Genomic DNA, 20,979 nt, shown 5'->3' on the forward strand with positions numbered 1-20,979 from the left:
CGGCGTTTATACCCTTTAATTGATAGCTGAGCAGTGGCGAAGGTTCAAACATAAATAACAGATATACTGCTTGACAAAAGCTAACAAGCTGAACTTGTTTGTCTTTTAAAGATAAATTTTTTTATACTTTATTACGCTAACTAAGCGTTTCTTATAACTGCTTTAATAAGTAGCTAAACGCACTGGTTAAACCATAAAAAAAGCTGCCGAAGCAGCTTATTATGAAAGGCGATGTAATTTACTCTGCCGATTGACGACGACGGCGCAGTAACCAAGCAAAACTCGCCAGTAACATTAGGCCAATGTGTCCAAAACCACCAGCTTTTCGCTGATAGCTGTTTTGCTCGGTGTTACAGTCTTCGGCCTGGCCGTTAGCAATAGGCAATAACTTTACCGCTTTTGTTTGATCAACCATTACCGCATTACCGCTCTCATCCAGCAATGGCTCGCCTTTAGCGTCTAGCAACGGTAATGATTGCAATACCGTGGCCAATATCTCACCATTATTATTAATGGCACTGGCATCTACTACCGTTAATGTGGCATTGCAGCCAAGTAAGCTATTCAAATCGCGAAAGGTATCGCTGGCTATGTCGTAAATAAAGCCATGTAACCGGCGTGTGATAGTACCGCCAATTATCACTTCAGCATTACCCACAATTTGCCCCATATCGTTAATAGCTTTAGGCACAGACGATGAACCGGCAAAAAAGTCTTTTGGGAACACAATAGCGTCGGCCGCCACATCATAATAGAAAAATTTATCCCGCCGAAAACCATTTACAGTTTTAATGGCATGCCCGGTAACGATGTTGTTATTATTAATATCTACTGCATTACTGGCCAGCCACTGTGCTGGGTCTACTATGCCGCTCACTTCACCATTACGATATAAAGTAGCATGTGGTGCTGCATATATCCGGCTAAATTCCTGGCCAGTAAATTCATCTCTGGAACGAATAATCCGCTCGCCATCACTGTACATGGAATGACCAACGGCTATGCCATTATCATTAACCGCATTGGCCGTACTGTAATAAAACACTTCAGAAAAGTTATTTACCGGTACATAAGCACCGCCATTGCCTTTTTCACCTAAAAAACCAAAGGTCTGACTTAACGACACACCGCCATCGGTTTGTAGTTGCCACAGCATAGCCCGTTCTTGATAGCCATTCTGGAAAAAACGAACTGTTTGATCTCGCTTAATTAAGAATTCCAAACCGGCAAAAGTATATACTCTTTTTTGTTGTTCGGTGTTCAGACAACTTACTGTCGGCTCGCTATTACCGTTACAAATAGTGGTTAAGGTGGTAATAACGCTGTCGGCTAAACCAACCGAGCCTGAACCGGCGATAAGATTTTGGTTATTTACTGAAAACGCCCGGCTAAAGCCACCACCAAACTCGGTGTATGGCGGTAGTAATGTTATTGGCCCATTGTTATCTACTGCTACACCATACTGAAAACCTGCTTCTGGTTGCCAAATTGTCAGGGTTTCAGGTGGTGCCGCATCTTCGTCATTAGGGTCTGCTGCCGGGGTAAAAGCTTGTTTACTATAAGATGGCGTAGCAATACCAACAGCCACACCTAGCTCGTTTAAGTCATAAATAAATTCATCGTTAGAGCGCAACTGGTTAATATCCCGCAGTGGCAACACCGCAGGCAGAGCATTTTCAGCCTGAAGAATATTGACTGACAAACCAATTTTTTGATTCGTTAATTCGATATTTCTAGCCAGAAACAGGGTGAAAAAGTTCAGAACCTGAGCGTCATAAATACCCTGTTTGGCATCTTCTATTTGTGCCGGGGTTAACGTAGCGGTTATCGACGCATTCTCAAAATCGATGGTAGCAACATCCAGCGGGAAATTAATAAAATCGACCCCTCGGCCGGATACCAAACCCTGACCAATTACTACAGCATCACCCTGGTCATTTAATGCTGCAGCAAATGTTGTTTTAGATACGGAATTGGGTTCAAGCTCCACTACCTGATAAACGGCAGCTACAGTAGAAAAAGCAGTTAGCAGTGGTAATAACGCTAAACTGATTCGAGATAATTTCATTCAAAGCCCCTAATGTACTTCTAATATACTTTTCATGTACAAAAATAACACACAAAAATAATGTACTACGAATTTAATGCTTCTAATTGTTCCCAGCGCGCATAGACTTGCGCCAACTTCGACTCAGTTTGCTTTAATTGGTTCAACGTTTGCTGATTATCAACAGCATTCTGTTTAAAAAACTCCGGGCTATTTACCTGTAACTGCAATGCACTTAGCTCGGCGTCAAGTTGTTCAATCTGCTGCGGTAACAGCTCCAACTCGCGCTTTTCTTTGTATGATAGCTTCTTCGGATTTTGAACTAAAGGATTAACTAAAGGCTCTGTTGGTTTTTCTGTCGTGTTGGCCGGGGTTACCGTTGTTTTAGCGGATAACGTTTTTGCTGCCTGACGTGCCTGATAAGCCGTAACATCATCATAGCCACCGGCAATTTCAATAATACGGCCATTACCGGCAAATAACAGTGAGCTGGTGACCGTGTTATTAACAAATTCCCGATCGTGGCTGACTAAAATAACCGTGCCTTGATATTGCTGTAAAATATCTTCCAGTAACTCCAGAGTTTCTACATCTAAATCGTTAGTAGGTTCATCTAAAATTAATAAGTTACTGGGTTTGGCAAATAATTTCGCTAATAACAGACGGTTTTTCTCACCGCCGGATAACGCTTTCACCGGCGTTCGGGCCCGTGCCGGAGCAAACAAAAAGTCTTGCAGGTAACTTAATACATGGCGGCTTTGGCCGTTTTGCTGCACTTCCTGCTTGCCGTCTGCTACGTTATCTTGCACCGTGGCTTCTAAATCAAGGGCAATTCGATGCTGATCAAAATAGGCTACTTCAATATTGGTGCCGCGCTTTACTTCACCACTATCTACCTGGTATTCAGCTAGTAATACTTTAATTAAACTGGATTTCCCAACACCATTAGGGCCGACCAAGGCAATTCGGTCGCCCCGCATCACCAGTAAATCTAATTGATCCATTACCGGCTTACCGTTAAACGCCAGGCTAATACCTTTACCTTCAAATACCAGCTTGCCGGAGCGATTAGCCTGCTCAATATTAAAGTCGACCTTGCCTAGTTGCTCTAAGCGGGCGGCCCGCTCCTGGCGCAACGCTTTTAGTGCCCTAACCCGCCCTTCATTGCGGGTACGGCGGGCTTTTATACCTTGGCGGATCCATACTTCTTCTTCAGCCAACCGTTTATCGAATAAGGCATTATGCTTTTGCTCGTCTTCCAGCATTTTCTGTTTACGATCAAGGTATTCTTGGTAATTGCCAGGATGTGACGTGAGTTCGCCACGATCTAAGTCAATAATGCGGGTCGCCAATGCCCGGATAAACGCCCGGTCGTGCGAAATAAAAATAATAGCACCGTTAAAACTCAGTAAAAACTGTTCCAGCCATTGAATAGCCGCCAGATCTAGGTGGTTAGTGGGCTCATCTAGCAACAAAATATCTGGTTTGGCAACAAGTGCTCTGGCTAAAGCCGCTTTTCGCAACCAGCCACCCGACAAGGTCGCCAAACTGGCCTCGGGATCCATGTCAAATTGCTGACAAATATCGCTGACTCTAGATTCTAATGACCAGCCATCACGGGTATCCATTTCATTTTGCAGTTGCTCAAATAAACGAAACTCAGCATCGCCAGCACCTTCCAGGTTTTCTGACAGTGTATAAAACTGCTGCAGTTTTTCGGCTAAATCGCCAGCGCCTTGCCGAATAAAATCCGCTATTTTGGTCTGCAATTTTGCCGGTGGATCTTGCTCTAAGCGGCTTAACACTACACCGGTATTAATAACAATTTGGCCATCATCTAAATTTTGATGCCCGGTCAACAATTTTAAAAATGACGACTTACCCGCACCATTACGGCCCACTAAGCACACACGTTCGCCGCTAAACAAACTAAAATCGACATGATCTAATATCGGGTTAGTACCAAATGCTAAACAAGCCTGTTGAAAACGTAATAATTCCACTACTTTTTATCCTTTAACCCTTAATATCCATTAACCATAACGCCACACTGGCTTGATCAAATGGCCAATACAACAGTTTATCAGCGGCTGCCAGCACCGGTATATGTAGCCTAAACTGTTGCAATAATTTTTCATCATCAATAATATCAACAACCTGAAAAGGCATGTCCGTCGTCATTAATAAGGCTTCTGCCTGCTCACATAAATGACAGCCCCAGGTGCTATACAGTGTTAATGTGCTCATTAGCGCAGTAACTCGAAACACACATGAATGTTCGGATTGCGTTTAAAATCTTCTGGTAAGGTTGCCGCAGATATATCTTTTACCTGCCAACCTGCCTCTTCCAGCGCTACTTTATCAATTTTAAATTTACGTTTATTATTAGAGAAAATAACCTTGCCGCCCGGGGTTAACCGGCCAATTAGCAAGTTAAGTAACATTACATGATCCCGCTGCACATCCCAGTTATCTTCCATCCGTTTTGAATTAGAAAAAGTTGGCGGGTCAACAAATATTAAATCGTACTGATTACGACACCGCGCCAGCCATTGCAAACAATCGGCTTGTTCAAACTGATATTGTTTAGCCTGTGGGCCATTTAGCATAAAGCCGTTTAGGGTAAAGTTACGCTTAGCCCAGTCTAAATAAGTATGTGACATATCAACGGTAGTTACTGCTTTGGCGCCGCCAATGGCAGCATGCACCGAGGCAGAACCGGTATAAGCAAACAAATTAAGCACGGTTTTATCTTTTGCTTGCTGCTGAATTAACCGCCGGGTTAAGCGATGATCTAAAAATAAACCGGTATCCAAATAATCACGCAAATTCACCTGAAATTTAGCACCGTATTCAACCACTTCCTTGTACTGGCCGGCTTTCGCCATGGCCTGATACTGATTACTGCCTTTTTGTTTTTCACGTACTTTTAAGATCATTTTATCAGCAGTAATACCTAGTATGGTCGGAACCTGGTTTACCACATCAAACAAGCGCTTTTGCGACACCTGCTCGTCAACAGTAGACGGTGCGGCATATTCATGCACCACTACTTCACCATCGTACCAGTCAACAGCAACATTATATTCTGGAATATCCGCATCATACACCCGGTAGCAGGTAACACCTTCGCGTTTCGCCCATTTTTGTAATGGTTTTAAATTCTTAGCCAGCCGGTTACCAAAAGAGCTGCTTTCACTAAAAAACAGTGACGGTGCGTCTGAGCTTACCGCAACCTGTTTTTCAGTTAACTCAAATAAGGTAAATTCACAATCAAGCGGACCGTTGGTAAACTTATAGGTTTTACTTTTCGATAGGCGTAATGACCGCAGTAAATCGGCATTAGAGGTAATAATAGCCAGGCGCCAGCCCTGATAATGCTGTTTTAACGCCAATGCAAATTTGCTGTATAGCGGAATTAACGTAGGTAAGTCACCTAACCGCTCACCATAAGGCGGGTTAGTTACTATTACCCCAGGGCTTGCGCTAACAGCGTTACCTAATGCGGTGGCATCGGCATAATCAATTTTGATGTAATCGGCCACGCCGGCCCTGGCAACATTTTGGCGTGCTTTTGCCAACGCCCGCTCATCGTTATCGCTGCCATAACAGAGAATTTGTGCCGGCAGGCTGCGCTCTTCAGCTTTGGCTGCCACTTTAAGTTGTTGCCATACGCTGGCGCGATGTCCAGGCCAACCTTCAAAAGCAAAACGTTCACGTTGTAAACCGGGTGCTTTGTTTAAGGCCTGTAGCGCCGCTTCAATAATAATAGTGCCGCTACCACAAAACGGGTCAAATAACGGTTTATCAACCGTCCAGCCGGAACGCTTTAATAGCGCGGCGGCCAAATGTTCTTTCAACGGTGCTTCGCCCTGACCAGCTCGGTAACCACGCTGATGTAAAGACGGACCAGAAAAATCTTGTAGAAAATGGAAAAAGTTTTTCTCTAATCTTACCTGAAAACGCATATCCGGGTTTAAGCGGTCAACATCGGGTCGTTGGCCGGTTTCTTCCCGAAACTGGTCAACAATGGCATCTTTTAAGCGCATGCCACCAAACTGGCTGTTATCAATAGTGGCATGTTTACCGACACAATCTACCGCCAACGTTTGGCGAATGGTCATTAACTGCGGCCAGTCAATTTTACGGGCGATTTGATAAAGATCGGATTCTGCTGTTACCGCTTCAGATTGGATCAGCCGCATAATGCGGGTAGCCAGCCGTGACCACAAACATAACTGATAAGCACTATTAAGCTCGGCTTTAAAGCGCACGACACCCATCGATACTTTTATTACTTCACCATGATGATGGCGTATCTCATCAGCTAATAGCTCTTCGACGCCTTTTGACGTTAAAGCCCAGAATTCCAGCATAACAACCAACCTTCAAATAAAATGGCCGACAGTATAACAGAATGTGCTTTAAACACGTTTGAAGATTTGTAATAGCCTGCAGTATTGTTGCTTAAAACAGCAGGCTGCTGCTTAAACCAGCAAGTAAACAGAATAACGAAAAATAACTTAACTAACATCTTGCATAGCCTCTCTAAAAAAACTATTATGCGCCCCGCAATGACGGACGCGGGATGGAGCAGCCTGGTAGCTCGTCGGGCTCATAACCCGAAGGTCGTCGGTTCAAATCCGGCTCCCGCAACCAAATTGATTGTGACAGTGGTATTAGTTAAAAGCCCTCGGGCTCCTCTCTATAACCACGGGGCGAAGGTTAAAATCCGGCTCCCGCAACCAAATGCCGACATTGCAAATAAATACTAAACACACTCTGCTCGGTGTTTAGTTTCGGACGCGGGATGGAGCAGCCTGGTAGCTCGTCGGGCTCATAACCCGAAGGTCGTCGGTTCAAATCCGGCTCCCGCAACCAACTAAACCGACTATTAAGTCGGTTTTTTTGTAACTAATATTTTATAACCCGAAGGTCGTCGGTTCACTCTTCAATAAGATCAGGGCTCCCGCAACCAACATCTTAACCAGCCAAGTGCTGGTTTTTTTGTATCTAAAATTCGTGATCCCGATTGAAAAAATATAGCTTTCCCTCTTGTGGAAATTTTTTATGCCCGAAATATGTGTTTCTGTGTCAATTCTGTGACGAAAACCTGGTTGCTGTTCTTATAAGAGCGGCGCAGGTAAAACGCCACGTCGTGCTCTTGCTTAATGCCGGCATCAAGTTTGATGCCGAGCTGGTTTGGGTTTTGTCTTTTAAAATCATCGGCCGTGGTAATCTTCAGGGTAGCTGTTGTTACAGCAAAGTGGATAATAAATCATTGCTGCATTAATACTACGATCAGTCTAGCTAACTGGCAAATCGCGCGTCTTTTGGTAATGAATTTCCTGCTCCTTATGACCACAACTAGCACCTTCTTTGCGATAATTGCGGCAGCTCCAAAATGCGCCATAAGAGCCTGTACGTTGCACCATCTCAGCACTACACTTCGGGCAAACCGGCACCCAGTTACCACAGCTGTCGTTAAGGCATACTTTAAAGCGGCCATCCCGCTTCATGGGCGAGCTACATGAAGTGCAGCCTCGCTCTTTATGGTTACACAATGGGTATTTGTTGCAGCCAAAGAAAGCGCCGAACTGCCCCACCCTTGGCACCATGCTGCCGGTTTTACATTTGATGCACTTGATAAGATGAAATAGCTGCTGGCTAAGTGAAGTAGCAAATTCATCAAGCTCTAACGGATAATTGTCATTCAGTAGCTCTATAATAAACTCAGACGCCACTGCCATATCGGTAATCAAATACACCCTATGCCGGGCACGGGTTAGCCCCACATAAAACAACCGGCGCTCTTCAGCAAAAGCAAACGGTTCAGCCGCCGGCAGTAAGGCTTCTAATAACGGATGCGTTTGCTTTTGAGACGGGAAACCGTGCTTGCCATTATCTAAACCTAGCAGCACTACATAATCAGCTTCTTTGCCTTTTGAGGCGTGAAGGGTGTAGCTTTCCAGTACAATGTTGCTAAAACGCTTAGCCAGGCGATACCGCTCAGCACGATCAGGCAGGTTAAAGCCAAAACGTCCCAGTAAATATACTCTGCTGCCAGGCTCAGCCTTGTCGTTAACTTTTTTAAGTACCATCTCTAATCTGCTAGGCTCTCCGGCAGTAAAGTCTTGCCGGTTATCAGCGCGCAGCATTGATACTGCTGGTTTAGCGACACTATTAAGCGTATTAAGCTGTTTTCGCACCTGCTGTGGGTTTTGCAGCACAAAGCGCGACGCCACCTCGCTAATGCTGTTGTTAAAGCGAAAGGTTAAGTCTAGTGCGGTGGTGCAGGTAGGCCCAAAGTGCTGGTTAAAATCAGTGGTAAATTGCAAATCACTGCCGGTAAAGCGGTAAATGGCCTGCCAGTCATCACCAACACAAAACAAGGAAGCATCTGGGACACTATCACGTAAATAGGTTATTAATCTGGCACGGGCATCTGATATATCCTGAAATTCATCCACCAGAATATAGCGCCAGCGGCTTTTATAGCGGCCGTTTTTGACATAAGTGATGGCCTTACCAATCATATCGTCAAAGTCGATATGCTGCTGCTCAGTTAATAATTGTTGATAGTCATCTACCACTGGCAATAATAAAGATAGCGCCGCCTGCACTTGCTCGGAGTTAGCAGCTAGCGCAATGGCTTTATCTAGCTGACCCGGTTCATAGCAGTTAGCCCGGTAGCGCTTGAGTAAATCGGCTAGCAGTATCGCAAATGCGCTAATAGCACCAAACTCTCGCAAGGTTTCAAGTACCGCCTCTGGCGGCAAGGGGTCGGGAGTTACTGAAAAAGTGGCTAGCTGCTTATCCATCGCCTGATAAAGCGTCCCGTCCATAAGCTGATAATGAAATAGCGTAATCAACTTAGTGCTATGCTGCTGGTGAAGCTGCTGTTTCCAGAGCATATCGTCGTGATACTGCTGCCGGTTAATAAAGGGCGCCGTATTACCCTTTCGGTCTGTGCCGTAAAACTCGATATATATACCGTATTCCGCCAGATAAAAATCAGGTTGATACTGGCGGTGAAATACCGTTGCTGTGGGGTGTTCATAATCGGCCTCGTAACGGTACTCTATACCTTGGCGAAGCAAATAATTGGCAATCAGGCACTCACCCAGGCTTTTAACTTTCTCACCTTTAAGCGTGCGAATGTCATTAGCCAGAATGTAATCGAAATACTCACCCTCAGTGTCAAAGTCGAAGAGGTTTTTTACCGGGTATAAATAATGCTGAAAGTAATCCAGCACCTTCTTTTGATAATCAGCCTGCTTAAGGTGCTGCTCAAACCAATCGTTCACCTGCCTGGCTAACAGCTTTTCGTCATCAGCCAATGGCGTTAATGACGGTTGCTTACCCTCTACCGTGGCGATAATGTCTTTACCCAGCTTATGAAAGGTACTAGCGGTAATACCACAATCGCCCAGCCGCTTTTTAATTCGTTCCTGCATTTCTGCTGCGGCTTTATTTGCAAAAGCCAGCATCAGTACTTCATCCGCTTGCGCCTGGCCACTTTGCAATAAGTAACCAGCACGCCCCACCATGGTGCTAGTTTTTCCTGTGCCGGCTCCCGCCAGCACCAGGTTGTTGTCTTCATCGATAACACAGGCTTGGCGCTGTTTTTCAGTCAGAGGCTTACTTTCAACCTGATCAAAGTACCGCTGATATTTCGTCAACTGCTGCTTAACGTAACGTTCTCTCAGTAAATTAAAATCAGCTTCTACCCAGGCTGCCTGAAACTGCAGCGTTTCAAAAAGGGTAAAATTAATATCAGGGAGTTCAGTTTTAGCCGGTAAGCAGTTAAAGCTTGCCACGGCTTGCTTTGCCAAGGTAACAACCTGTTGCAGGCGTGATGTTCTGGGGTAGCCCAGGTCAAGTAGTTGCTGTATTTGTGCAGAAGCGGCCAGCATTGCCGGCGTTAATTGCGACAACCAAGTATGTTGCAACCATAGAAAATGTTTAACAGCTGCAGATTTAGGTAAGCCTTTTAACCGCACATAGCCTTGATCGGTAGATAAACACAAAGTTGAGAAGAAAACACCGATGTGGTGAGTATGGCTATTAGCCATAGACTCCGGGTCCACAACATAGGCTTGCCCGGCAGCGGTTGTTAACACTAAACGCTGCTCAACCATCTGCAACGCAAATGACTTAGCGCCAACAAAGCGCATCAACCAGTGCGGTTTTACTAGCCGATTGGTTGGTGAAACATGAGTACTGCTTTCTCTCAATGTTGCATTCCTTGTTACATCCACACTAAACAGGCAAAATTCCCTGGGCGGTTAAAAATGCCTAGCGCTTAAAATCTTTTAAATAAACGACATTACCACCGGGTTGCAGCCGGTAAAGGGGGTAAGTCGGTTTTTAGCCAATTGGTTAGGTCGTTGGTGGTGCTGAATAAATAATTTATTTGTGTTGTGTTAGCCATTAAAACCCATCTTTAAATAGAAAAAACAGCCACACCAGCAACGCGCCTGACATCGTAAAACCTAGCAGTAAAATAATGCCTAATTTAGTCACGTCAGTGACCAATTTCTGACGTTGCAACGCGGTTAGTATTAGTGATCTGTACCAGCAACAGCGGACACTTCACTAAGCACTACTCTTCAATTCTAAATTCTCTGGGCTAAGATAGCCAAGAGCACTATGCCTTCTGGTCTTGTTGTAATCAACCTCAATGTATTCAAAACACTCTGGCGCATTCTTTCCCGAACCACAATTAGCTCGTTGTGAATTGCTTTAACTTTCAGTGAATGGAAAAAGCTTTCCGCTACTGCGTTGTCCCAACAACAGGCTTTTCAGTTCATGCTTTGAACCAATTGGTGTTTTTTAATTAAGTCACTACCTTGGAGGTTAGATCCAATTGTTAAAACTATGTATGAAGCGGATGACGTTGTTTTGCCATTGAACACCATTATTAACGTGGTAATCTTAATCCTTAAATTGGTGACTGGTTTAGTAGCACACTGCAGTTACAAAAAAAGTCTACTTAACCTTTTATGCTATTGGAGAATAATATGACAGTTCAAACCACGTGTTTGCGAAAAAAAGCCATTATTATAGGCGGATCGCTTAGTGGTTTATTCACCGCGACTATTTTAAAAAGTATCGGTTGGAATGTCGATGTTTACGAGCGCTCAGCAGCTGACTTAGATAGTAGAGGCGGTGGCATGGTGTTACAGGCCGACGTTGTTAATGTGCTGAGAAAAGTAGGCGCAACGATATCAGGAGAACTTGGTGTATCGTCAAAAGACAGAGTGGTGTTTGACCCTCAGGGTAAGGTACTTCAGCGCGATAAAGCGCCTCAAACTCAAACATCATGGAGTTTAATCTATTCAAATATGCGGCAGCATTTTGAGGATAAACATTACCATCAAGGCAAAACACTGCTAAATATTTTACAACATAAAGACTCGGTAAGTGCTTTCTTTGACGATGGCAGTGAAGTCAACGCCGATATAATTATTGGCGCTGATGGCGGTCGTTCCACTGTGCGCAAAATAGTGTCACCAACCAGCAAAACAACCTATGCCGGTTATGTCGCTTACAGAGGTTTAATCAACGAAAAAGATATGCCAGAGGATGCAAAAGCGCTACTTGGTGATTTTGCCTTTGCCAGCAACACCCGCTCGCATATTTTAGGCTACTTAGTGCCCGGCGATAACAACAGTAATGAAGAAGGAAGTCGGTACTATAATTGGGTTTGGTATCGTGCCGTTGAAGAAACAACTGAATTGCCCGATTTAATGACTGACAACGCCGGCAAACAACGAGAGCACACCATGCCACCTGGCATGTTGGCGCCAAAATGGCGTAATAAAATATATCATGATGCTAATGCGTTATTGCCACCGGCATTTAAAGCAGCGGTACTAGCAACTGAAGAACCATTTGCTCAAGCTATTGTAGATTTAACCAGTGAAAAGATGGTGTATGACAAAGTGCTGCTCGTTGGCGATGCCGCCTTTATTCCGCGCCCGCACACTGCAGCAAGCACTGCCAAAGCAGCCGCCAACGCGCTTGCACTTGGCGAATCGCTAGCGCATGTTAACAGTTATGACGACCTAAAAAATGCACTGCGCAAATGGGAAAAACCACAGCTACGCTTAGGAAACTATTTGTACCAGCAGGGCTCCAGAGCAGGCAATTACCTCATATTTGGTGGGTAGTAATACCAAAAATGTTTATCGATGTCATTACAGATTAGGCCTATTCGCATTACCTTGCTGGTTTATTAATTTACTACTGTTTCTAATTCGGTTGGCGATGCGGCCTTAACATTACCCGGTAAGGGATTTTCTTCAGCCTGTTGGGCCGGCTCTTCAATCGGTTCGACTATTAGCGTTAGCCGCTCGGTTTCAAAATCCATGTGCGCCGCTTCCAGATGCGGCAAGCTTTTACTCACCTTAACGGATAGCTGATTAAAGCGTTCAACTTTGCCATATAAACCCTGTTGCCCGGCCAGTGCTTTTACCGTGTTGTTATAATGATTACTAACGGTACTTAGGGTGCCACCTAATTTACTTAAACGATCGGCCACAATACAAACCTGATTGAAGATATCGCCCGCCTTTTCACTGATTTCACGAGCTTCAGCATTACTACGTTCAATCATCCACAGGTTCGACACTGTACGCAAAATGGGGATAAGGGTGGTGTGCGATACCAGCACAATGTTTTTCTTGTAACCATATTCAAATAAGTCTTTGTTGTTTTTCAGTGCCTCAATATAAGCCGGTTCGATGGGCATAAACATCAATACAAAACTGGGGCTGCGCATTCCGACCAGATTGGTATAATCCTTGGAGGCTAAATCATCAATATGTTTATACACGGCTTTAGCGTGCTCCAGCATAGCCAGTTTATATTCCTCAGGCGTTTCTGCTGAAACCGCACGATCATAGGCGTTAAGGGTTACTTTGCTATCGATGATGATATGTTTACCATCCGGTAATTTAATTAAATAGTCTGTTTGTTTATTTTTACCCTCAACATCTTTAAACGGACTTTGTACTTCAAAATGCGCGTTTTCAATCAACCCCCCCATTTCCAAAGTACGCCGCAATTGTGCTTCGCCCCATGCACCACGTTGTTGTGAGTCTCCTTTTAAAGCTGAAGTCAGGTTATTGGCCTCTTTGCTCATTTGCAGGCCAATATCCAATACTCTTTTAATTTCAGAGTTTAGGCTGGTATTGCCTTTTAAGGATTCGTCATGCACATCGTTAACCCGCTTTTGAAAGCCTTCAATTTGTTCGCGAAAAGGTTTAAGCATATTGTCAATGCTGGCCTGGCTAGTGTGAGTAAAGGTTTTACCTTTTTCTTCGAATATTTTATTAGCCAGGTTCTCAAACTCTTTGGTAAGTGACTGTTTGGTTTCGCTTAACTGCTGCATTTGCTCTTTAAAATGCTCTTCTTTGCGTAGCAAAGATGTTTTAAGCTCAGTGTGCTCATTGCTCAACACGTGGAAGCGATCATGCAGTTGACTGTATTTAGTTTGTTGTTCAGCCAGACTTTGCTTAACTTCTTTTAATTGTAGCCGGGCGTCAGTATTCGAAGCTTCTAGCTCTTTAGCGTTTTTACCCTCTTGCGCTAACGCCTCTTTAAGGTTACTCACCACCACACGTTCTTGCTGTAGTTGCTGCTCTGTTTTATCTAAACGGTTACGTAAATCATGGGTTTGATCTTTTAACGCCCGGTTATCGGCCTGAGCCGTTTCCAGCTGTTTCTCTGCGTTGTGCTGCTGTGCCCTAACGGCTTCAAGCGCTTGGTTTTGCGAAAGCAACTCGGCTTTACGTACTGCAAGCTCATCAAATAAACGCTGCTCTGTAGCCATCGCACTGTTTAACTGATTCTGTAACTTATTTTCAGATAACGCTTTGTCGTATAGCGCCTTATTAAGCTGCTTAAGTTCATCCTGAAATTGTTGATGCTGGCTGTTGGCCTGCTGCAGCGTTTTTTCTGCTTGTTGCAGTTGCACGCTAAGGGCAGTAACCTTGCGGCCCTGTAACACCAAGGCCAGCAGATAACCTAGCGTAGCAAATACCAAGCCAGCGGTGGTAACGATGATAATAAATTCAGATGTCCATTCGACGCTTTGCATAGTCACTATAACCATTAGTTATTTAATAACTTATATTAACAAACATTCTATACTTGTCAGTAATGATTCTACTGGTTGCCGAGGTATGGCCACAATAACAGCTGCGAAAGGTGTGAAGATAAGCCGCTAAAACTTATTTAGACGTGCGGCTCCACCATAATTTTACAATAATGGCGTGCGGCAGGGTTAATGCTGCCAGGGCCCAGAACATCACTTTGACTGCCTCTATTAACAAACTTGCTGAAGGCTCTAGCAGTACGAGCATCACCCAGGCAGCACATGCCATAATAATGGCACCGAGTGTTGCCGGTAAGATTTTGCTAACAGGAAATGCCTTAAAAAAACCTTTTTGTTCTGACAACAGCCGATGTTCAGCAATCGAAAGAAAATGGCGTATGCTGTGAATGGCACAAAAATAAAAGGCAAAACTCAATAATGGTGGCAATACGATTAAGCTGGCACCTACCAGAAATAACTCGGCAATAACTCTTAGCGGTGGCCGGTTAATACGGCTCACTAATAAATAACTGAAACCAAATAACCAAAGTAACGCCAACAATGGCGCCAGCCATACCAGCACCTTTAACACCACTGCTGTTTCTATGGTAATTAACCAGGCGAATAATTCGCTGGTCTGCTGTGGATGGCCAAGCATGGGTCCCAAAATAGCCATACTGCCACTAAGCCACCTAAGCAGCGGGTTTTTCGTCGCGCTTAAAAAAGCTTCATCGGTGTAGCCAAAATGCCAGACCGACAAGCCAAGGAACAGCAACAGTGCTACTACTGGCAGCAACCAGATCAATGCAACAAATACCAATGAAGCAGCCAGATAAAGGCTTATTACACCAATCAAACCACGCTGGGACGTAGCAGTTAATGTTTTAAGAATGGCCGGATCAGCACCGCCATGGCACAAACCGAACAGACCAATGGGCACTATCACCAGCCAGAACTGCTGCTCAATTGACAGCGTGGGCAGCATTATACCTACGCTAAGTGCCAGACAAGCCATAAGCAATATAACCAACTGGTGACGGCGGCCGCTGCTACTGTAATAAAGAAGCTTATTCGTAGAAACAGCGTTGGTTACCATGGCAACACTGCCCGAATAAAGGGGGCTGGCGGCAAGGCACTTGCGACAGCCCAGGCATCACCTAAATAGGGCTTATCGTTCATAAACCGACTCATTTGTGCTGCAGTAGTGCCAGCAAACAAGCGGACAAACCATTGCGGTGCTTGCTCTGGATGGCGTTTTAGTGCACGCAAAAACACCATGTCCATCCAGTCTAACCAGCGCGTCCGCACCTGAGGGCTGTGTAGTTGCCAATTGTCACTGGCGTTAGCCGCCAGGATCTGCCGGGCAAGTGCTGCACAGCCCCGTTGACAGCTCACAAAATGATAACCCGTCGCGGCTCTCATCCAACCCGCGCCTACGCCGGCATTAAGCACCCGACCTGAATTAGTATTTTTTGACAGGCGCATCATCGGCAAGCTACCAGACTCAGCTCTTGTTACGTGAAAGTTTTCCACGTTTTGTCGTTGTAGCCAGGCCTTAACATCAGCAGAATAGTCAGCCGGTGTCGCTTTATCTGCTTGAAAAGCCGTCCATTCAACCAAAAAATGGTCCTGATCCAGCGGTAATAAATAAATAAAACAAGGGTGTCGGTAGCCGCCCTGAAAATCCATTAAGATGGCAGTAGAAGTATCAAAACCATGCTTTGCACAAGCTACCTCCAGCCCGGAAAAAACCTGCCAACAACCTTCGTTCGCGCTAAGCTGGCTATTACTGGGTGGGCGGGTATCAATAACGGCTTTCGCCTGCCAATGCTTTGTGCTGCCGCAAACTGAGCCTGCTACTAAAACACTATCATCGTCTTGTTGAACAGTGCTGACCGTTACGCCAAGCTGCAGCGTAAATGCCGGGTTGTTCGCAATTTTAGCCAGGGCATGTTTATACAACGCCTCTGCCGGTAGCATGGCATAAGCCGCATTATTATCAGTTTGGCAAGCAACAATACTACCCTGGCTTACCTGCCAACGGCCCCAGCGTTGGCTAATAAGCCCCCGAAACGGATGTGCTTCTAGGTCCCAAAAGCACCAGGTTCTATCGTTACTGTAATGGGTGCGTGGTTCAAGCAGACATACTCTTGGCAAAGTTGTTTGCTCAGCCTCGGCCAATTGCAACAGCCAGCAGACTAAACTAAGCCCGGTTAAACCCGCGCCAATAATAATAAGGTCATATTCTGTTGCGGCTTCTGACAGCGCGTCAGGGCTAGTGTCACACGTCATTGTGTTTCTGGCTGGGTAATTTGACGCTGCTGTTCAGATGATAATGTAGCGCTTTATCGTGAGCAGTGGTTTGGCGCGAGACGGCCGCTAGCGACACCTGAAAAAGGGCGATAACCGTTAGTTTTAGTTTTTGTGCCGGGCCAATAACACTCCGGCTTTGCCAATACTGTTGTTCGCCTTTTTGTAAAATTTGCTGGCCTATCTGCCGATAAACCTTTGCCGCAACGGCAATGGCTAAACGTGCCCGAAACGGCAAATAACCAAGGCCTTGCCAGCCACTTTTATAATACTTTTCGGCTAAATTCAGCAAATCGACTACTCCCAACCAGGCGTTATGTCGGGCAAGTGTATTTGCAGCAATGATAGCGTCTGGGGCAATAACGCCCGCTATGCCGTCGGCCGGCAAGTACATTCGGTTTAGGTGCGCATCTTCGAGTACATCGCGCGATATATTGGTAAGTTGCATCGCAATACCTAAATCAATGGCGTGGGGTAAGGCTTTTTCCCGCTGCCGGGCGCCAAGTAAACACGTCATCATCACCCCTACCGTACCGGCCACGCCGTAACAATATCGAAGCAGTGCCGCATGCTCGCTAACTCGAACCAGCTGCAAATCCTGCCTTACCGTGTTAACCAGATCTGCCAAAGCATGTAGTGCCAGTGGCTGCACGTCGAACAACGATTTCGCTTGCTGATAAAGAAGCGATGTTGTGGCTGACGCCATTGGTTTTGCTATAAGCGCCTGATGAAATTCACCAAGCTGCTTATCAGCAGCTTTTACCTGAGCGACTGTGACGGCTTCATCGGCAATATCGTCAATATTACGACATAATTGATATAGCTGTGCCGCATTATTAAGCTGTTGTTCGGTCAATAGCTGGCCAGCCCAATAAAAGCTTTTACCTTTTCGCCGTAACACCTCGGTATTAGTTGCAGCAAGGCTGCCCTCAGCTACCGTTTCGCTCATTTAGTGCCCCTAATTGGCGCCGCGGTGGTACTTATGTCGTTTGCCGCAACGGTTTCATAGGCTCTTATTACCAGTTCTTCAACCACACCGGCCGAACACACCACTCCGGGCACACCTGCACCAGGATGAACGGCAGCACCAACAAAAAACAGATTGGGATAACGCGGCGACTGATTATGAAAACGCAGTCCGGCTGACTGGGTTAGCGTTGGTGCAATAGAAAACCCACTGCCAAACGGACTGTTTAGTTCAGAATGAAAATAGGTAGGAGAAATACTGTGTTTGGCACGAAGTTGCTGTGGCAAGTCTGGCATTAACCGCTGGGTTAGAATAGTAATAATGCGCTGCTCTAATGCAGCAGAGATAGTCGGCCAATCCTGATTACCCTGCAGATTGGGTACCGGCGCCAGCACATAGAAAGCGTCGCCATGCTCAGGCGCCATGCTCGGGTCTGTAGCGCCAGGCCGATGCAAATACAAACTTAAGTCATCTGGGATCTGGCGCTGCTCAAATATTTCAGTCAAAATTTCCCGAAAAGTCTCACCAAATACAATAGTGTGATGTTCGATATCGGTGTAAACCCGCTCAGTAGTAAAATACAGCACAAACAGGCCCATCGATTGCTTCAAGCGTTTTCGGTGGCTGTCGGCAAGTCGTTGCAGTGTAGTTCTTTCAATCCATTTATTATAAACATATAGCGGGTCGGCATTACTGACCAAAAAGTCGGCAGCAAAGCGTTGTCCCTGCTCGGTAATAGCCGCGCGCACGTTCAGACCCTCCATTTCCAAATACTGTACCGATTGGCCGGTGTGCAAGCGGCCACCATGTCGCTGAAACAGCGACGCCAATGCGTCAATTAACGCGCCGGTGCCACCTTGCACATACCAGACACCCTCCTTGCGTTCCAGCGCATGGATCAGTGCATACAAGGCCGATGTTTTAAAAGGATTACCACCTACCAATAGCGAAGGCACAGAGAATGCTCTGCGTAAACGTTCATCACTGAAAAAATCGGATACAAACTGATAAATACTGCGATCAGCCCTAAGCTTAAGCAGATCAGGTAACACCTTAAGCATATCAGCAACACGGGTAAAAGGCCGTTGTGCCAATTCGGTAAAGCCACGATCGTACATTGCTTCAGCTGCCTGCAGAAAAAGCGGGTATTGCTTACCCTCACCCGGCGACAGTCTCTCAATTTCATCAATTAGCGCCGCTGTTGTACCGTGATAATCGAAATGGCTGCCATCAGCAAAGTCCATCCGATAAAATGGCGCAACCGGCAATAGTGTGACGTGGTCTTCAAGTGTTTCGCCAAAACGCTCAAATAATTCAGTAAAAAGCAAAGGCGCCGTAATAACTGTTGGCCCGGCATCAAAGCGGTGTCCATCTAGCTGAAACGTTCTGGCACGGCCACCAAGGTCAGCGTGTTTTTCCAGCAAATCAACCGTATAGCCCCGCGCCAATAAGCGTAACGCTACAGCAAGCCCGCCAAATCCGGCACCGACTACCACTGCCGTTTTCGCGGCATTTATTCCAGCAGATTGCTGCATAACTTTACTCCCAATTTACTCTACCGTAATAACGGTGTGCTTGTGCCCGACGTTCTAGTTGTAATAATAACGGCCCTAGTGTAGGGATAATGGACGTTGGGAGCTGTTGTTCCAGATGCTGCAGCTGCTGACGAGCGCGTTGCAGTAATGCCTGGGCATGGCGGGTTGCGCTTAGAAAGCGTAGCTCTGGGCTGTCATTTAGTCTATTACGATGATGATGCCATGCATGAAACGGATGAAGCGATTTCACTTTATGGTTTATGTCAGTCAAAGGGCCAGTAATATCGGTCAAGTCGTCCAGATCATCAATAATCTGATAGGCAAGGCCTACTGCCTCAGCCAACCGCTTTATTGATGCCAATATTGGCTGGCTAGCATTGGCCGCTATTGCACCAGTTAATAATGGAAGTTGGATCAGTGGCGCGGTTTTAGCTTGTGCCGCATTAATATAGGCCCTAAACCGTGGCCAGCTGTTGAGCTCCCTCGGCGCAATTTCAACACTTTGCCCGACAATAACCCGACATGTCATCGCCGCAAGATGTTGTGTCAGATAACACGATTTTTGGCTGTCTTTTAAGCCTGAGGTAACAGCAAAAGCGGTACATAGAAGTAAGTCACCGGCACACAGTGCAACACCTTTACCGTGCTTTTTCCATACCGTAGGCTGTCCTCTTCGCTGCTTATCGCCGTCAAGCACATCATCATGCACTAGCGACGCGTTGTGAACCAATTCGCAGGCTGCAGCTGCGACAATGGCGTAATCTGCTGAACATTGAAAACTTTTGCAACTGGCTAACGCTAACCGCGCCCGAAGCAAGCTGCCTTTGGTACCAATTTGGTACTGACTGGCATTATTAGCCGGACCTTGCATCGCATTCTGCAGACTGTCGAGCATAAGTGCTTTAACTTTTTTTAATTCTTCAGCAAATATGTCTTCATCGGCAGATGGAACCGCTACAACGTAAGCACTAACATTTTTACCAAAAGATACACCGGTGCATAAGGCAGTAACCGCCATTGGTATTCTCCCTAAAAGGGGATGAGCACTAACATCTTATTGTTAAGCACTTTCCCTCAACAAAGCCTGAGACGTGATCGGCACGAACAACGTCCGTGCCGGTTTGATCATGACTGCTAACAAGTAGCAGTCAAATTCCAACAAACATCACGTTGAATATCAGGCATTTTGCATTTGTGCATCTGCTTTGCTTTTGCGAACAGCAATAGTAAAGATCAGTATACCAAACACGGCTTTTGCAACGATGTCAGCAATTGTATAACCCGCTTCTACCATTACAATAGCATTACCACCTGTTACGCCCAGCAATGGGAGTAAGTAAACAATCGGGTAGAACGCCCAAGATAAAACAACAAGCCAAGCGGCTTTGTTGATAAGGCCTTTAACGCTGTCAGGCTGATTAGCAATTGAGCTTTTAAGACCAACTACCAGCTCTTTAACGATGTATAAGAATGGAATCATTGACAGAACCCAAAAAATTGTCCGGGTTTCCATGCTTTCAGACACTTCACCTGGGTAACCAAGGATAATCATCAATGCAGCGGCGCCGCCCAATTTAACTGACTTACTCATGGTTTCACTGCCACTAAGCTTCATAACTAAAATAAGTTCAATTAAAAGTAGTGGTACTGTTAACAACCAATCTACATAGCGGTACGCACGGTTAAATCCTTCTCCCGTTGGTACAACCTGACCTGAAGTCACTACTACCGCACTATCCCAAGACAACATGATTTGCAAGTAATGGTAAGCGGCAATAGCCGTTACCAAACCGCTAATCGTGATGGCCATTTGATAAGCCGGCGCAACTGACGACTTCATCAGCCACAAAAACAATGTGGTAGATGCCATTACGGCCAGGCCAAAGGAAAAAACGTTTCCTATAAAGCCATATTGACCAACTGATAAACTCTCGAGTATTAGCATTTTATTTTTTTCCTTTAACAAAATTTTGCTTAAGTATTAGCTGCTTACGAATCCCAGCAGTTAGGCATGCAG

13 protein-coding genes, 2 tRNA genes and 1 pseudogene are annotated in these 20,979 nt (G+C 45.5%); 3 read left to right on the forward strand and 13 right to left on the reverse strand.

Translation table 11 applies throughout. From position 1 onward, the window contains the following. Nucleotides 1-238: 238 nt before the first annotated feature. From VT06_RS00620 to rlmKL, 4 genes are all read right to left on the reverse strand, one after another. A complete protein-coding gene (locus VT06_RS00620) occupies nucleotides 239-2,068 on the reverse strand; it encodes a DUF3466 family protein (RefSeq protein WP_046552326.1) in 1,830 nt (609 codons plus the stop codon). Nucleotides 2,069-2,133: 65 nt separating this feature from the next. Beyond that, nucleotides 2,134-4,050, reverse strand: a complete 1,917-nt coding sequence (locus VT06_RS00625) for an ATP-binding cassette domain-containing protein (protein ID WP_046552327.1) — start codon at nucleotides 4,048-4,050, stop codon at nucleotides 2,134-2,136. A 13-nt stretch (nucleotides 4,051-4,063) separates the two neighbouring features. Further along, nucleotides 4,064-4,294, reverse strand: a complete 231-nt coding sequence (locus VT06_RS00630; protein ID WP_046552328.1) for a glutaredoxin family protein — start codon at nucleotides 4,292-4,294, stop codon at nucleotides 4,064-4,066. After that, complete coding sequence (rlmKL, locus tag VT06_RS00635; protein WP_046552329.1) at nucleotides 4,294-6,423, reverse strand: bifunctional 23S rRNA (guanine(2069)-N(7))-methyltransferase RlmK/23S rRNA (guanine(2445)-N(2))-methyltransferase RlmL; 2,130 nt, start codon at nucleotides 6,421-6,423, stop codon at nucleotides 4,294-4,296. The genes VT06_RS00630 and rlmKL overlap by 1 nt, the downstream gene beginning before the upstream one ends. 206 nt (nucleotides 6,424-6,629) lie before the next feature. Here rlmKL and VT06_RS00645 point away from each other — a divergent pair. Together VT06_RS00645 and VT06_RS00650 are read left to right on the forward strand one after the other, a co-directional pair. Beyond that, nucleotides 6,630-6,706: transfer RNA gene (locus VT06_RS00645), tRNA-Met, on the forward strand. Nucleotides 6,707-6,851: 145 nt separating this feature from the next. Then, nucleotides 6,852-6,928: transfer RNA gene (locus tag VT06_RS00650), tRNA-Met, on the forward strand. Between the two features lie 425 nt (nucleotides 6,929-7,353). On the opposite strand, the gene VT06_RS00655 is transcribed toward VT06_RS00650, so the two are convergent. Together VT06_RS00655 and VT06_RS17715 are read right to left on the reverse strand one after the other, a co-directional pair. After that, nucleotides 7,354-10,284: a UvrD-helicase domain-containing protein gene (locus VT06_RS00655; protein ID WP_052750118.1), complete on the reverse strand. Its 2,931-nt coding sequence runs from the start codon at nucleotides 10,282-10,284 to the stop codon at nucleotides 7,354-7,356. A gap of 361 nt (nucleotides 10,285-10,645) precedes the next feature. Beyond that, nucleotides 10,646-10,893: pseudogene (locus VT06_RS17715) on the reverse strand (IS3 family transposase); the annotation flags it as partial. 177 nt (nucleotides 10,894-11,070) lie between these two features. Here VT06_RS17715 and VT06_RS00660 point away from each other — a divergent pair. Beyond that, nucleotides 11,071-12,222 (forward strand): FAD-dependent monooxygenase, encoded by a 1,152-nt coding sequence (locus tag VT06_RS00660; RefSeq protein WP_046552331.1) that lies wholly within the window; start codon nucleotides 11,071-11,073, stop codon nucleotides 12,220-12,222. A gap of 65 nt (nucleotides 12,223-12,287) precedes the next feature. Here VT06_RS00660 and rmuC read toward each other — a convergent pair whose 3' ends face one another. From rmuC to VT06_RS00695, 7 genes are all read right to left on the reverse strand, one after another. Further along, nucleotides 12,288-14,153, reverse strand: coding sequence for a DNA recombination protein RmuC (gene rmuC / locus VT06_RS00665; protein ID WP_046552332.1), 1,866 nt, complete (start codon nucleotides 14,151-14,153; stop codon nucleotides 12,288-12,290). A 133-nt stretch (nucleotides 14,154-14,286) separates the two neighbouring features. Beyond that, a complete protein-coding gene (locus VT06_RS00670; RefSeq protein WP_200897871.1) occupies nucleotides 14,287-15,135 on the reverse strand; it encodes a Brp/Blh family beta-carotene 15,15'-dioxygenase in 849 nt (282 codons plus the stop codon). 104 nt (nucleotides 15,136-15,239) lie between these two features. After that, a complete protein-coding gene (locus VT06_RS00675) occupies nucleotides 15,240-16,442 on the reverse strand; it encodes a lycopene cyclase family protein (protein ID WP_082122407.1) in 1,203 nt (400 codons plus the stop codon). Continuing rightward, nucleotides 16,432-17,409: a phytoene/squalene synthase family protein gene (locus VT06_RS00680; protein WP_046552334.1), complete on the reverse strand. Its 978-nt coding sequence runs from the start codon at nucleotides 17,407-17,409 to the stop codon at nucleotides 16,432-16,434. Before VT06_RS00680 ends, VT06_RS00675 begins: the two co-directional genes overlap by 11 nt. Continuing rightward, nucleotides 17,406-18,962, reverse strand: coding sequence for a phytoene desaturase family protein (crtI, locus tag VT06_RS00685; RefSeq protein ID WP_046552335.1), 1,557 nt, complete (start codon nucleotides 18,960-18,962; stop codon nucleotides 17,406-17,408). The genes VT06_RS00680 and crtI overlap by 4 nt, the downstream gene beginning before the upstream one ends. A gap of 4 nt (nucleotides 18,963-18,966) precedes the next feature. Beyond that, complete coding sequence (locus VT06_RS00690) at nucleotides 18,967-19,980, reverse strand: polyprenyl synthetase family protein (protein ID WP_046552336.1); 1,014 nt, start codon at nucleotides 19,978-19,980, stop codon at nucleotides 18,967-18,969. Nucleotides 19,981-20,139: 159 nt separating this feature from the next. Next, the gene (locus VT06_RS00695) at nucleotides 20,140-20,928 is read right to left on the reverse strand and encodes a bacteriorhodopsin-like (RefSeq protein ID WP_235357307.1); all 789 of its coding nucleotides are present in this window, start codon (nucleotides 20,926-20,928) and stop codon (nucleotides 20,140-20,142) included. Between the last annotated feature and the right edge of the window lie 51 nt (nucleotides 20,929-20,979).

The organism is Arsukibacterium sp. MJ3 (genome assembly GCF_000987765.1).
Lineage (GTDB): Bacteria > Pseudomonadota > Gammaproteobacteria > Enterobacterales > Alteromonadaceae > Alishewanella.

Excerpts from the sequence above, each read along its gene's own strand:
- VT06_RS00620 (WP_046552326.1), bottom strand. The coding sequence starts at position 2,068 with ATGAAATTATCTCGAATCAGTTTAGCGTTATTACCACTGCTAACTGCT.
- VT06_RS00630 (WP_046552328.1), bottom strand. The coding sequence starts at position 4,294 with ATGAGCACATTAACACTGTATAGCACCTGGGGCTGTCATTTATGTGAG.
- rlmKL (WP_046552329.1), bottom strand. The coding sequence starts at position 6,423 with ATGCTGGAATTCTGGGCTTTAACGTCAAAAGGCGTCGAAGAGCTATTA.
- VT06_RS00660 (WP_046552331.1), top strand. The coding sequence starts at position 11,071 with ATGACAGTTCAAACCACGTGTTTGCGAAAAAAAGCCATTATTATAGGC.
- rmuC (WP_046552332.1), bottom strand. The coding sequence starts at position 14,153 with ATGCAAAGCGTCGAATGGACATCTGAATTTATTATCATCGTTACCACC.
- VT06_RS00670 (WP_200897871.1), bottom strand. The coding sequence starts at position 15,135 with ATGCTGCCCACGCTGTCAATTGAGCAGCAGTTCTGGCTGGTGATAGTG.
- VT06_RS00675 (WP_082122407.1), bottom strand. The coding sequence starts at position 16,442 with ATGACGTGTGACACTAGCCCTGACGCGCTGTCAGAAGCCGCAACAGAA.
- VT06_RS00680 (WP_046552334.1), bottom strand. The coding sequence starts at position 17,409 with ATGAGCGAAACGGTAGCTGAGGGCAGCCTTGCTGCAACTAATACCGAG.
- crtI (WP_046552335.1), bottom strand. The coding sequence starts at position 18,962 with ATGCAGCAATCTGCTGGAATAAATGCCGCGAAAACGGCAGTGGTAGTC.
- VT06_RS00690 (WP_046552336.1), bottom strand. The coding sequence starts at position 19,980 with ATGGCGGTTACTGCCTTATGCACCGGTGTATCTTTTGGTAAAAATGTT.